The organism is Paludibacterium purpuratum (genome assembly GCF_004363805.1).
Lineage (GTDB): Bacteria > Pseudomonadota > Gammaproteobacteria > Burkholderiales > Chromobacteriaceae > Paludibacterium > Paludibacterium purpuratum.
Genome location: NZ_SNZP01000010.1, coordinates 175,803 through 188,652, shown reverse-complemented (window position 1 = coordinate 188,652; position 12,850 = coordinate 175,803). Strand labels below are relative to the sequence as shown.

At 54.0% G+C, this 12,850-nt stretch carries 14 protein-coding genes; 2 read left to right on the top strand and 12 right to left on the bottom strand.

Annotated elements, in window-relative coordinates; all coding sequences use genetic code 11:
* Positions 1-161 precede the first annotated feature (161 nt).
* The 10 genes from yacG to DFP86_RS13395 all read right to left on the bottom strand — a co-directional run bounded on the left by yacG (position 162) and on the right by DFP86_RS13395 (position 9,091).
* Positions 162-344 carry a DNA gyrase inhibitor YacG gene (gene yacG / locus DFP86_RS13440; RefSeq protein ID WP_133682054.1) on the bottom strand — a complete coding sequence of 61 codons (183 nt, stop codon included), beginning with the start codon at positions 342-344 and terminating at the stop codon, positions 162-164.
* An 8-nt stretch (positions 345-352) separates the two neighbouring features.
* Positions 353-1,111, bottom strand: coding sequence for a cell division protein ZapD (gene zapD, locus DFP86_RS13435; protein ID WP_133682053.1), 759 nt, complete (start codon positions 1,109-1,111; stop codon positions 353-355).
* 45 nt (positions 1,112-1,156) lie between these two features.
* Complete coding sequence (gene coaE / locus DFP86_RS13430; protein WP_133682051.1) at positions 1,157-1,759, bottom strand: dephospho-CoA kinase; 603 nt, start codon at positions 1,757-1,759, stop codon at positions 1,157-1,159.
* Between the two features lie 11 nt (positions 1,760-1,770).
* Entirely contained in the window at positions 1,771-2,532 is a 762-nt protein-coding gene (locus DFP86_RS13425) for a prepilin peptidase (protein WP_243729395.1), read from the bottom strand.
* Between the two features lie 17 nt (positions 2,533-2,549).
* Complete coding sequence (locus DFP86_RS13420; protein ID WP_133682047.1) at positions 2,550-3,611, bottom strand: type II secretion system F family protein; 1,062 nt, start codon at positions 3,609-3,611, stop codon at positions 2,550-2,552.
* Between the two features lie 4 nt (positions 3,612-3,615).
* Positions 3,616-4,761, bottom strand: coding sequence for a GspE/PulE family protein (locus tag DFP86_RS13415; RefSeq protein ID WP_208108332.1), 1,146 nt, complete (start codon positions 4,759-4,761; stop codon positions 3,616-3,618).
* Positions 4,762-4,964: 203 nt separating this feature from the next.
* Positions 4,965-6,614: a chaperonin GroEL gene (gene groL, locus DFP86_RS13410; protein ID WP_133682044.1), complete on the bottom strand. Its 1,650-nt coding sequence runs from the start codon at positions 6,612-6,614 to the stop codon at positions 4,965-4,967.
* Between the two features lie 38 nt (positions 6,615-6,652).
* A complete protein-coding gene (gene groES / locus DFP86_RS13405) occupies positions 6,653-6,940 on the bottom strand; it encodes a co-chaperone GroES (protein ID WP_133682042.1) in 288 nt (95 codons plus the stop codon).
* A gap of 185 nt (positions 6,941-7,125) precedes the next feature.
* Positions 7,126-7,758, bottom strand: coding sequence for a response regulator transcription factor (locus DFP86_RS13400; RefSeq protein WP_166642272.1), 633 nt, complete (start codon positions 7,756-7,758; stop codon positions 7,126-7,128).
* A gap of 157 nt (positions 7,759-7,915) precedes the next feature.
* Entirely contained in the window at positions 7,916-9,091 is a 1,176-nt protein-coding gene (locus DFP86_RS13395; protein WP_243729394.1) for an MraY family glycosyltransferase, read from the bottom strand.
* 130 nt (positions 9,092-9,221) lie between these two features.
* Between DFP86_RS13395 and rfbA the strand changes: the two genes are divergently transcribed.
* Together rfbA and rfbC are read left to right on the top strand one after the other, a co-directional pair.
* Entirely contained in the window at positions 9,222-10,127 is a 906-nt protein-coding gene (rfbA, locus tag DFP86_RS13390; protein WP_133682038.1) for a glucose-1-phosphate thymidylyltransferase RfbA, read from the top strand.
* A complete protein-coding gene (gene rfbC / locus DFP86_RS13385; protein ID WP_133682036.1) occupies positions 10,102-10,650 on the top strand; it encodes a dTDP-4-dehydrorhamnose 3,5-epimerase in 549 nt (182 codons plus the stop codon). Before rfbA ends, rfbC begins: the two co-directional genes overlap by 26 nt.
* Before the next feature lie 36 nt (positions 10,651-10,686).
* Here the strand turns inward: rfbC and DFP86_RS13380 are convergent, their stop codons facing one another.
* Together DFP86_RS13380 and DFP86_RS13375 are read right to left on the bottom strand one after the other, a co-directional pair.
* Positions 10,687-11,361 (bottom strand): sugar transferase, encoded by a 675-nt coding sequence (locus DFP86_RS13380; protein WP_133682034.1) that lies wholly within the window; start codon positions 11,359-11,361, stop codon positions 10,687-10,689.
* A 2-nt stretch (positions 11,362-11,363) separates the two neighbouring features.
* Positions 11,364-12,551 carry a UDP-N-acetylglucosamine 4,6-dehydratase gene (locus tag DFP86_RS13375; RefSeq protein ID WP_133682032.1) on the bottom strand — a complete coding sequence of 396 codons (1,188 nt, stop codon included), beginning with the start codon at positions 12,549-12,551 and terminating at the stop codon, positions 11,364-11,366.
* Between the last annotated feature and the right edge of the window lie 299 nt (positions 12,552-12,850).

The window sequence follows — 12,850 nt, the reverse complement described above, 5'->3', positions numbered from 1 at the left end:
TCCTGAACGACGGTACGTTTGAAATCTTCATTATGTTTTGCCATGAAAAACACCCCAAAGGTTGGAACGGTGTCCAACTCTTGGGGTGCAGTTCATCCAGCTTGCCGTTTTTTTGTCGCAACTTTCGCGCAGGGCGGATTTGCCGAAGGCAAACCGTCAAATCAAAACTCCCCCTCGCTCGGCGAAATCTCCGCCGCCGGCATCCGATAGCCCTCTTCGGCCCACTGGCCAAGATCGATCAACTTGCAACGATCGGAGCAGAACGGGCGGTAGCGGCTGGCGGGCTCCCAGCGCACATCGCCTCGGCAGGTCGGACAACGGACAACGGTAATGGATTCTGTCATGTTCAAAGTCAAAATTTACAATGGGTCAGACCGAACTCGATGTCGCTCTCGGTCTGACGAGCGCGCGATTCGCCGGTGCCGGCCTCGATAAAGCGAATGTTCAGCGCGTATTTGTTGGCGGACAACTCCGGCAATACACCGATGGTTTCGTCGTAATTCACGCGAATCAGTTGAACCACCTTGCCGCCGGACATCTGCTGGAAGGCACCATGGCGGGCGACGTAATGATGCGTCTTGCCGCTATCGCGCAAGATCTGCAGCAGAATGCGCGTCGCTTCCGCCGTGGGCATCAACGGCGCCACCCAACGCTTCAGGTCGATGCGACGCTCGTCGGAACTCTTCTCCTGCCACAAGTGGTAGGACGGCAGATCGAACTGGCAAGTGCCGCCGGGAATGCCGGCGCGTTGCTTGATGGCCATCAGCCACTCGTTCTCGCGCAGATGCTGGCCGAACTTTCCGGTCAGGGCGAGCAGGTCGGTGGATGTCGACTCGATGGTTTCGAGCACGCCCTCCAGGGTCTCCTCGGCCACGTTGGGATTGTCGCGCAGGGCTTCAAGCATCTGCTTCTGCCGCTCCAGCTCCTGCAGCAAGTCCGCCTTCAGGTCGGCGCGCGAGGCGGTTTCCATCAGCTCGAACAAGACGAGCAGTGCGGCATGATGCTCGTAACAATGTTCCCGCTCGATAAAAAAGCCCAGCCGTCCATAGAGCTGCTCCAGTCTGAGCAGAATCCGAGTCCGTTCGGTGACAGGGAATTCAAAACTGATCACGGCGCATCCGCCCTTCTTGGTGGCTTTAGATTCAAGATGGTTAAGCTAGCTAAGAATGGCATGATAATAACGATGTTTTTCTTCGACTTGAAGTCTCAAATCATCAAGTGATCCGTTATTGCGGATAATATCGTCCGCCCGAGACACTCTCTCGGCTCTTGGCATCTGCGCCGCCATGATAGCGCGTATCTCTTCGACCTGCAGGCCGCTACGCTGAGCAACCCGTTCCACCTGCATCGTCTCGTCGCAATCGATGAGCAGACTGCGCGCGACCAGTGCCAGATAGCGCTGGCTTTCAAACAACAACGGCACCACCAGTAGCGCGTAAGCACCTTGCGCCTTCTGTAGCAAGCGCATGCCGTGAACCATGATCATCGGATGGAGAATCGCCTCCAGTCGCTGACGGGCCTGCGGGTCGGCAAAGACCAATTGGCGCATGGCCACGCGGTTCAATGCGCCATCCGCCTGCACGAAGTCCGGACCAAACGCCTGGGCCAACGGCCCCATGGCCTCGCCCTCCGGTTCTGTCAGTCGGCGAGAAATCACGTCGGTATCGACCACCGTCACACCCAGACCGGCAAAAAAGTCTGCCGCCGCGCTCTTGCCTGAGCCGATACCGCCAGTCAGGCCCACCACTTTGATTGCCATGGATCAACGTCTCAAAAAGCGCTTCCCCAGACCCAAACCACCCAGCCCGACAAGGCTAGGAACGGGCCGAAAGGCAGCGCGTCCCGGCGCGACATGCGCCCGAAAAGCATAAGGATACCCGCCACGCACAAGCCTGTCAGCGAAGACATCAGCAAAAGCGGTGGCAAGGCACGCCAGCCAAGCCATGCACCGATCGCAGCCAGCAGCTTGAAATCGCCGTAACCAAGCCCCTCGCGCCCGCTGGCAAGTCGATGCAGCCAATATAATCCCCATAGCACACCGTAACCGGCCACCGCCCCCAATACCGCCTCATCGAGCGGCACTCGCTGTCCGTGCAGATTGAACAATAGCCCGCCCCACAACAGGGGCAGAGTCAAATTATCCGGCAATAGGCCAGTCTCCAGGTCGATCACAGTCAACGCAATCAGACAGGCGGTAAACGCCAGTCCGCCCGCCAAGAGTCCCAGTTCGGCCTGACGCCAGGCCAGAAAGCCGAACAACAAGGCAGTCGCCAGCTCCACCAGCGGGTAGCGCGGAGAAATAGCGGATCGACAGAAACCGCAACGGCCGCGCAAGGCCAGCCAGGACAATAGCGGGATCAAATGGCGGGCGTGCAGCGTATGACCGCATGCAGGGCAATGCGACCTCGGCCACGCCAAAGTATAACCGTCAGGCGCATCGCCGCTCGCCATACGCGGCAATCGATGAATCAATACATTCAAAAAACTGCCGATCAGCACACCGGCCAGCATAGCCATGCCCGCTTGCATCATGATTGATGGCTCCATCGTCACATCACCGTTTCGCCCAATTGAAAGATCGGCAAGTACAGCGCCCAAATCAGGCCGCCGCACATCAGCCCCAAAAGTACCATCGACAGAGGCTCCAGCAGGCTGGTAAGCGTCACCAGCGAGTGCTCGACCTCGTCGGAGAAATGGCAGGCGGCCCGCTCGAACATCGCCTGCAGCGCACCGCTTTGCTCGCCAACACGCACCAGTTGAGTCAACAACGGCGGAAACCAACCGGTTCGCGCCATCGCCAAATTCAAGCTGATGCCTTCGCGCAACTGTTGCGACATGGTACGCGAGAGTTCTGCCAGGATTGGATTGCCAGCCGCCAAGCCGGCCATTGGCAAGGCGCTCGACAGCGGCACGCCAGCCGTTTGCAACAACCACAAAGTGCGCGACCAACGCGCCAGCGCGGATTGACGCAGCAACCGCCCCCACAGCGGGATGCGCAAGATCGCCCGGGTTACCAGCAATCGACAACCGACATGGCGGCGCCAGGCCCGTCGTAGCAGCACACCGGCCAACAACAGGGCGCCAAGTAGCGACAGGCCCCGCTCCGCAAGCGCATCCGCCAGCCACAACACCGCCAGGGAGGCCCCCGGCAGCGGCTGTCCCGCCGTCGAAAAACTGTCGCGCAAAGCCGGCAACACCGTCAAACAGACGACCAGCATCACGCAAACCCCCGTCAACAGGATCATGCAGGGGTAAACCAACGCCTGCCGCACTTTGGCTACCAAGCGTATCCGGCTCTCCTGCTCGGCAGCCAGATAAGCCATGGTCGACGCCAACTGACCGCTTTCTTCCGCAGCCGCCAGCGCCGCGCGCACGTCGGCGCAAAACAACTGCGGGAATCGATCAAGCGCCCGGCTTAACGATTCGCCGCATTCCAATGCCAAACCTGTCGCACGCAACGCCCCGCGCATAGTGGGCGACAGCGATCCTTCCTGCAGGCATTGCAACGCGGCAGCCAGCGGTACCCCGGCCTGCAGCAGTGTCGCCAATTGCCGCAACAACCAGGCTAACTCGCCAGCCGGCGAGACCGGCCGCCACAGTGTGCCCCACATTGGGCTACGCCACGGTCAGAGCCAGCACTTCGGACAGGCTGGTCTCACCCTGTAAGACTTTGGACAACCCGGCCTGACGCAAGCCGGATTGGCGGTCTTCGCGCGCGATCAGCCCGCCTCGGGTATTCAAGCCATCCTCCGCCAGTGGCAAAAGCTCGAAAATACCGACGCGACCGCGATAACCCGTGTCATGGCACTTGGCACAGCCACGGGCCTCGTAGCTCGCCACGTCATCCGGCAAAGCCCCTAGCCACCCCGCACCACGCCAGACCGACAGCGCCAGCGACACCGCGATGCGGCAATGGCGGCATAGGCACCGCAGCAATCGCTGCGAGACGATCAGCGGCTGAGCCGAGGCCAGATTGAACGGTGCAACCCCCATATTGAGCAGCCGTGCGACAGTGGCGCGGGCGCTGGCCGTATGCACACTGGATAACACCAAGTGTCCGGTCTGTGCCGCCTTGACGGCAATATCGGCGGTCAGGCCATCGCGCATCTCACCCACCATAATGACGTCGGGATCTTGCCGTAGCAATGCCCGCAATGCCAATGGAAAGTCCAAGCCGCTCTTATCGCACACGGCGACCTGATTGACTCCCGGCAACGCAATTTCGACTGGATCTTCGACCGTACATACATTTAGCCGATCGATCGGCAGGGACTGCAGGCAGGCGTACTGCGAGGTTGTCTTGCCGCTACCGGTCGGCCCCGTCATCAGCACCATGCCATGCGGCCTCGCCAACGCTTGCTGTAACTCGGCCAATTGGCAAGACGCCAACCCCAGCGACGCCAGCGGTAAAGACTGCGCAGGCGCCAGAATGCGCAACACCAGCTTTTCCCCCTGAATAGTGGGCAAAGCGCTGACGCGCAGATCGCGCACCGAACCGTCCGGCAACGGAAAATCGAAGCGACCGTCCTGTGGCAGACGCTTCTCGGCGATGTCCAACCGCGCCTGAATCTTGACGCATGAGATCAAGCGCTCGCACCCGCCTTGCGGCGGGCGCGGCCCTTCCTGCAACTGCCCGTCGATGCGCCAGCGCACACGACATTGCTGTTGGTCGGGCTCAAGATGGATATCGGAGGCGCGCGCGCAAATGGCGGCTTCGATCATGGCTTGCAGATATTCGGGAATGCGTTCGCTATCGAGCATCGTCCATCGCTTCCGCATGAGGGGAAACCGACAGACTAGGCGGTAGCTGCGAGTGTGAACAGCATGCGCGGTCGAGAAACCGTCAATCGACAGGATAGAAAAGCACCAGGGCCGGGCTTTGCAAATCGCAAAACCCGGCCCCGGTAAAACCGTGTCGTTGCCGACACGGCTCATGACAGTGGACTGTCAGGCAAACAACGACATTACATCATGCCGTCCATGCCCATGCCGCCCATACCACCCATACCGCCCATGCCACCGGCAGCAGCCTTGTCTTCCGGCAGTTCGGCAATCATGCAATCGGTGGTCAGCATCAGGCTGGCAACCGATGCGGCGTGTTGCAGCGCAGTGCGGGTAACCTTGGCCGGATCCAGCACGCCCATTTCGATCATGTCGCCGTATTCGCCGCTAGCAGCGTTGAAGCCGAAGTTGCCCTTGCCTTCCAGCACGCGGTTAACCACAACCGACGGTTCGTCGCCGGCGTTGGCCACGATCTGGCGCAGCGGCGCTTCGATGGCGCGCAGCACGATCTTGATACCGGCATCCTGATCGGTGTTTTCGCCCTTCAGGGTTTCCAGCGAAGCGCGAGCACGCAGGATGGCTACGCCACCGCCAGGCACCACGCCTTCTTCCACGGCAGCACGGGTCGCGTGCAGCGCGTCTTCAACGCGGGCCTTCTTTTCCTTCATTTCGACTTCGGTCGCAGCACCGACCTTGATCACGGCAACACCGCCGGCCAGCTTGGCCACGCGTTCTTGCAGCTTTTCACGATCGTAGTCGGAAGTCGCTTCTTCGATCTGCTTGCGGATTTCATCCACGCGAGCCTTGATGGCAGCCTCTTCGCCTGCGCCATCGATGATGGTGGTGTTTTCCTTACCCACTTCGATACGCTTGGCTTGGCCCAGCATATCCAGGGTCACCTTCTCGAGCGTCAGGCCCACTTCTTCGGCAATCACGGTACCGCCGGACAGCACGGCGATATCCTGCAGCATAGCCTTACGACGGTCGCCGAAGCCCGGAGCCTTGACGGCGACGGTCTTCAGGATGCCGCGGATGTTGTTGACCACCAGCGTCGCCAGAGCTTCGCCTTCAACGTCTTCGGCGATGATCAACAGCGGACGGCCCGACTTGGCAACTTGTTCCAGAACCGGCAGCAGATCGCGGATGTTGGAGATCTTCTTGTCGAACAGCAGAACGAACGGATTGTCCAAAGCGGCAATCTGCTTATCCTGGTTGTTGATGAAGTACGGCGACAGGTAGCCGCGGTCGAACTGCATACCTTCGACGACATCCAGCTCGTTGTTCAGCGACTTGCCGTCTTCTACGGTGATGACGCCTTCCTTACCAACTTTTTCCATCGCATCGGCGATGATCTTGCCGATATCGTAGTCGGAGTTGGCGGAAATCGAGCCGACTTGGGCGATTTCCTTCGAGGTGGCGCACGGCTTGGCGATCTTAGCCAATTCGTCGACCAGTGCGATGACAGCCTTGTCGATACCGCGCTTCAGATCCATCGGGTTCATGCCGGCGGCGACGAACTTCATGCCTTCCTGAACGACGGCTTGAGCCAACACGGTTGCAGTAGTGGTACCGTCACCGGCCACGTCGGAAGTCTTGGAAGCCACTTCCTTGACCATTTGCGCACCCATGTTCTCGAACTTGTCCTTCAGCTCGATCTCTTTGGCGACGGAAACACCATCCTTAGTGATGGTCGGCGCGCCGAAAGAGCGATCCAGAACGACATTGCGACCTTTCGGGCCCAGGGTGACCTTGACCGCATCGGCCAGGACATTGACACCCGCAACCATCTTTGCACGGGCGGACTCACCAAAACGTACGTCTTTAGCAGCCATTATCAAACTCTCCTAAATCTGTTCTGTCAGCGTCAGCGTTATTCTACGATTGCCATCACGTCTTCCTCGCGCATAACGAGGACTTCGTCGCCGTCGAACTTGACGGTCTGGCCGGAATACTTGCCGAAAATCACCTTATTGCCGACTTTCAATTCCAACGGACGGCGCTCGCCGTTTTCCAGGATCTTGCCATTGCCGACGGCAATCACTTCACCCATATCCGGCTTCTCGGCAGCCGAGCCAGGCAGCACGATACCGGACGCAGTTTTCTCTTCTGCCTCAAGGCGCTTGATCACAACACGGTCATGCAAAGGACGAATTGCCATTGATTTCTCCTGATATCCAGTGGCTGTTGAAAGTTAAAAAACCAATCAAATCAGCATTTTGTCAGAGCGCTTAGCACTCTACGCTAGCGAGTGCTAATGATATGGGCGCGAAACCTCCCTTTCAAGTGGGCGAACGACAAAAAATATTTCAATTGACACGCCCAATCGAATAGTCAGCGCCAAACTCACACGACACCCATCTCCCGCGCATACTCGGCGATCGCGATCGAGTTCTTCAACTTCAGCTTGGTCAAAACCCTAGCCTTGTAGGTGCTGACTGTTTTCTGGCTGATAAAGAACATCGCGGCGATTTCCTTGTTGCTATAGCCCTTGGCGATATAACGCATGATGGCCAGCTCCCTGACGGTCAGCGACGTCAACGCGTCGCTCGCCTTCATCGCCTGTGGATTGCTGCCCTGAGCTGCGATCAAGTGCGCGGCCGGGAAGCAGTTATACCCGGCAAGCAGCGCCCGAACCGTATTCGCGATTTCGGTCATGTCCTTCGATTTGGTAACGAAACCATTAGCCCCCTCCTCGGCGGCCTTGGCCGCATAAAGCCCCTCCTCATGGCCCGTCAGCACCAAGATCTTGATCTTGTCGCTGACGGATTTAATGCGCCGTATCATGCCCAAACCATCCGTTCTCGGAAGGAACAGATCGAGTATGACCAGATCGGGCTGATGCTTCTTGACCTTCTCCAGACCATCCTGACCATTGCTGGACACTTCGACCACAGAAAGATCGCCGGTACTCTCGAGGCACGTCTGCAGTGCCAAAACGATCACCGGATGATCATCGATCACAATGATTTTTTTCATGAGTCCACCCTGCGGCATATCAGCCGCTGTTTATCCCCGGGGAAACTATGGGGTACTGAAGGATGGCAGGGCTATCAGATGAGGGGAGCCGGCATTGTTGCCGGCTCTGAAAGGTGGGTAGGAATAGTCTTAGCCCAAAAAAGCAGATACACCGAAATCACGGATCCGAACGATGACAACCTCGTTTTTGCGCCATCACCATCCAGCGCGGCGTCTTGAATCGAATGATCATTCGATAGAGCGAGATGTAGAGCAAGATAAACAATAGGACGCAAATCATCAAAACCACAGTGTTTTGCCAAAACAACATTGCTGGCGCAATCGACAAAGCGGCCAGCACCCACAGATAAGGGGCAGTCATACTATTGCGACGAGTCAGATGCTCGGCCTCGCGCGAGCCGACCATCCAGCGTACCAGACGTCGGTAGATCACCGAGTGCAAGTGCAAGGCGTCCGGGTGACCAATGGCACGATCTTGCAAAAATTTGCGGCGGTAGATCGAAAACAGGGTTTCGAATACTGGATAAATCACCAGCAGCAAGGGAAACCAGGGGGATACTTGGGGGTTGCGCTGTACCAGCAACACGGATAGCTCGGCGATGAGAACGCCGACGAGATAAGCGCCGCCATCGCCAGCGAAGATCAGGCCACGCGGATAATTTAAGAGTAAAAAACCTAACACACCACCCAGTGCGGCAAAGGAAAGTGCAACGAGAGTGACATCGCCAACCTTGAATGAAACATATCCAAGAGCCCCAAAAATCAGCACAGAAACACTACCAGAGACTCCGTTATACCCATCAATAATATTGACCGAATGTGCTACACCGCCAACTGCTACCATCGTAAACAACACAGATAGCACCCAAGAACTTTGCAAAATCGTGTCTAAGATGGGCACTCCGACCCGCTGTATTGTGGCGTGTAGCAGGATCGCCCCCAGAAGTGCTGAGACAAATGTGGCATACAACCGGGTTCGAACACCTACTCGTTTCGTTAAGTCCTCCAGCAACCCCGCGGCAAACGCCGGCAATGCGACAAACAGAACGGCGAGGCAGCTCAGATTTCCCAACATATAGCTAGCCACCCCGCTGCCTAGTACTACTCCGGCAAGGACCGCAACGCCGCCAATCCGCGGAACTGGACTTCCGTGAAACTTCTGGACCCCTCCCAGATCGCTATCCGCAGAATAGCGCAAGTGAAGATGCTGATAACGTACCAGCAGAACACTCAAGACAAATGAAAGCACGGCACTAGCACACAAAATAATCAGCATGTAATAATCTTCAGCACTATGGTTAAGGTTGCTCCAGCGCGCGAAACTACTAAGCATTTCGGGGACTCACCATACGACAGATGGATGCAAAAGCCAAGTTTCCCCCAACCAGGATCTCGGCTCAAGGGTCCTTAAGCGATACACTTTACGTCACAAATAAAAGCATTTTTTCAAAACCGAGACAAAGATGAAAAGGCACCGTAAAGGAATCATTCTTGCGGGCGGATCAGGCACCCGACTCTATCCAGCCACGCTCGCGATGAGCAAGCAACTTCTCCCCATCTACGACAAGCCCATGATCTACTACCCCCTCAGTACGCTCATGCTTGCTGGGATACGGAACATATTGATCATCTCAACGCCACAAGACCTTCCCCGATTCGAAACCTTACTTGGCAGCGGTCACCAATGGGGCATCAACTTGCAGTACAAAGTTCAGCCAAGCCCCGATGGCCTGGCTCAAGCGTTTACTTTAGGAGAAAGTTTCCTGGACGGTGCGCCTGCCGCACTTATACTAGGCGACAACATCTTCTATGGCGATGAATTTGCCAAATTACTGCAAAAAGCTTCAAAAAAAAGCGATGGCGCCACAATTTTTGCTTATCGTGTGAATGACCCAGAACGCTATGGTGTCGTAGAGTTTGATAAAAATGGAAAAGCAATATCCATCGTCGAAAAGCCCACGCACCCCAAATCGAATTACGCAGTCACTGGCCTCTATTTTTACGACAATACAATCGTAGACATTGCAAAAACCGTCACACCATCTGAACGTGGAGAGCTGGAAATTACCAGCGTAAACTCGATTTATCTAGCGAACAAAAAACTTGAGGTGCAAACCCTTGGCCGCGGTTATGCTTGGCTGGATACGGGCACACATGAGTCAATGATGGAGGCGAGTCAGTTCATTTGTACGTTAGAGCGTAGACAAGGTCTAAAGGTTGCCTGTCTTGAGGAAGTTGCATATCGAATGAACTATATCGACCTTGAAGCAGTGCAGCGCTTGGCAGTTCCGATGCTGAAAAACGCTTATGGCCAATATCTAATTAAATTTGTCGAGCAAGAAAATGAAAATCGTCGAGACATCGCTTGATGATGTTAAATTAATCCTTCCAACAGTTTTCGAAGACAGCAGAGGATTTTTCTACGAAAGTTTCAATAAGAAAACATTTGGAAGCATGATTAAAGAAGACGTTACCTTCGTTCAAGATAATCACTCGAAATCTAGGCAAGGCGTCCTGCGTGGCCTTCATTTTCAAAGCCCTCCCCACGAGCAGGGCAAACTTGTTCGCGTTCTCGCAGGCGAAATTTATGACGTTGTAGTGGACATTCGGGCCAACTCTCCAGCTTTTGGACGCTGGCATGCAGAACTGCTGTCAGCGTCCAATAGAAAGCAACTTTGGATCCCCACAGGCTATGCACATGGGTTTCTCACGTTATCGGACACGGCGGAGGTATCCTACAAAACAACTGACTATTGGCACAAAGCCAGCGAAGTAACCATTAGATGGAATGACCCAACTTTGGCCATCCCCTGGCCGGCATTGCAGGTTCCTATTATCACGTCCACAAAGGATGCCGTTGGAATTGAATTCGCCTCATTGACTGCCCGCTAATGGGTGGCAAACAATTTGCCACCCCACGCGACCTTCTCAAGTAGGGTAATTCAGCAACGGTTTCAGCTGATCTGGCGGCAGAGGTAAACTGGGAAAAAACCGCCAGACAAGTGCAGAGCGAGGAAAGAGCACAACCCAAGCAGTAATCATAATGAGTAGGAAATAGCTCCGAAGCGAGCGATGGCTGACGAACCACTCTTCTAATGCACCTTTGTACGGAGCGACAACACCCGCATAAAACACAGAGGCATCCTCTCTGGAAAGCATATCCTCTTCGGCACGAAAAACAACCGAACCGATACCGGAAAGACCAGGCTTCACTTTTACGACAACCTGCTGAATAGCCAGAGGATATGCCGAAAAAGTTTGAGGCGTTAGAGGGCGAGGACCAACCACACTCATTTCCCCCAACAAGATATTTAGCAATTGCGGTAATTCATTTAATTTTGTTTTACGCAAGAATTTCCCAACAGGTAAAATTCGAGGATCTCCCTTTACCGTAATTGTACCATGCCCCAGTGCAGGACTATTTTTTAGCATGGTTGCAAATTTATAGAGAAAAAATTCCCTCCCATCCTTTCCAATTCGCTTTTGCTTAAAAAATACCTCGTGCTCGCCAGTCAATAATAAAATGAAGCATACAGGTAAAAGTAAAGGCATAAGAATCAACAGAGCCATGCCAGACAATAAAACATCAAACAACCGTTGCATAGTCACATCCTTTGATCCAAATACCGTCCAGTTTCTTTGTGCGAAAATTCAGGAATGAGTTTGGAAAAAAACTCAACCAGTTCGTTTTTCTCCCACGTCCCTCTTGACTTTACCTTCTCAATAGATTTCTCAAACAAGTTCAACAAGTGATCATCATAAGCCATGGAGGAACGAATCACACCTATGCCGGAAAATCTTGCCAAATCCAGATCCTCATCAGAGGTGAAGAACTCCTCAAAGTCCTTTTCGCCAGTCGTGTCGCTAGTGAAGAAATAGCATGGCCACTTATTATTTTTAATCAATTCAGTAGTGCGAACTCTTGCCTCATCCTCTGTTTCACATTGAAACGGCTCAAAACCATGTTCTTTAAGAAACTTTTCTGCAATCTCAGAGAATGTAATGAGGTGCAGGCTTTCACTGAGCTTTGGGAAAAATATATCGCGATTTTCACCCAACATACCGGAGAGCAAACATAGCTCTCCCGACTCTTGTGGAGTAACAAAATACCTTCTAACATCAGAAGGCGCAGAGATGGGCTGTCTTTTGGCAAATCGCTGATGAAATCCATGCAATAGAGAGCCATCAGAGAACGCAACATTGGCAAACCGGGCCGTTGACACCATTTGGTCACGGCTTTCCCGCATCAAGAATTTCTCCATAATTCTCTTACTTGCCCCCATCATATTAACTGGGTTGGCGGCCTTATCCGTCGAAACGCAAAAATATTTTTTTGCTGCAAAGCTCTTTGCAACTCTTACTGTTTTTATTGTATTAAATATATTCACATCAATCATCCGCATCAAAGTAAATGGATCTTTTTCACTCCGCACATGCTTCAATGCCGACAAATTGAATATGTAATCATAAGGCCCATGCATTTTACAAAGAGCATCAAATTCCAAACTTCCGCAATCAACGGCAAATGTCCGAAAATCACCATCAATGTATCCAAGCGAACTTCTTATCTCCCTAACCAGTTCTACCATATTGTTTTCGCTGATATCAACAACATGCAAAACTTTAGGGGTTCTTTTAAAAATCTCCTTGACCACAGCCTGCCCAATTGACCCTGCTCCGCCAACAACAAGAAATCGCGCATCAGAGACTAAATCTTTTAATTCGCTCTGATATCTTTGTATATCTTCCATGAAAAGAGGGGTGGATCTACCAATCAAAGACAGATAATTCATGCGCACCTCAAAAAATAATTCACAAAAAGCCCCACACGATCATCATTTTTGGTGGAGCCCCCCCCCGTGAGCACATAGCCGCAGGTATCGCGTCACCCGAGCATTTCTCCAAGCGGAGTAAAGCGAACTTCATACACTGAACAACCCCATGTGCACACCAGCACCTGATCGATGCCAGCTAGATCTGATACACGCTCATCACTTTTGAGCTGAAACGCTTGCACCAGCAAATAACGAAGAAGACAGACAGTTCTTAATCCACATCCACGACTCTGGCATCCACACTGCATGAGTGTGCC

Bases quoted from the DNA above. Each gene is read 5' to 3' on its own strand.
- yacG (WP_133682054.1), bottom strand. From the start codon at position 344: ATGACAGAATCCATTACCGTTGTCCGTTGTCCGACCTGCCGAGGCGAT.
- coaE (WP_133682051.1), bottom strand. From the start codon at position 1,759: ATGGCAATCAAAGTGGTGGGCCTGACTGGCGGTATCGGCTCAGGCAAG.
- DFP86_RS13425 (WP_243729395.1), bottom strand. From the start codon at position 2,532: ATGATGCAAGCGGGCATGGCTATGCTGGCCGGTGTGCTGATCGGCAGT.
- DFP86_RS13420 (WP_133682047.1), bottom strand. From the start codon at position 3,611: ATGTGGGGCACACTGTGGCGGCCGGTCTCGCCGGCTGGCGAGTTAGCC.
- DFP86_RS13415 (WP_208108332.1), bottom strand. From the start codon at position 4,761: ATGCTCGATAGCGAACGCATTCCCGAATATCTGCAAGCCATGATCGAA.
- groL (WP_133682044.1), bottom strand. From the start codon at position 6,614: ATGGCTGCTAAAGACGTACGTTTTGGTGAGTCCGCCCGTGCAAAGATG.
- groES (WP_133682042.1), bottom strand. From the start codon at position 6,940: ATGGCAATTCGTCCTTTGCATGACCGTGTTGTGATCAAGCGCCTTGAG.
- DFP86_RS13400 (WP_166642272.1), bottom strand. From the start codon at position 7,758: ATGAAAAAAATCATTGTGATCGATGATCATCCGGTGATCGTTTTGGCA.
- DFP86_RS13395 (WP_243729394.1), bottom strand. From the start codon at position 9,091: ATGCTTAGTAGTTTCGCGCGCTGGAGCAACCTTAACCATAGTGCTGAA.
- rfbA (WP_133682038.1), top strand. From the start codon at position 9,222: ATGAAAAGGCACCGTAAAGGAATCATTCTTGCGGGCGGATCAGGCACC.
- rfbC (WP_133682036.1), top strand. From the start codon at position 10,102: ATGAAAATCGTCGAGACATCGCTTGATGATGTTAAATTAATCCTTCCA.
- DFP86_RS13380 (WP_133682034.1), bottom strand. From the start codon at position 11,361: ATGCAACGGTTGTTTGATGTTTTATTGTCTGGCATGGCTCTGTTGATT.
- DFP86_RS13375 (WP_133682032.1), bottom strand. From the start codon at position 12,551: ATGAATTATCTGTCTTTGATTGGTAGATCCACCCCTCTTTTCATGGAA.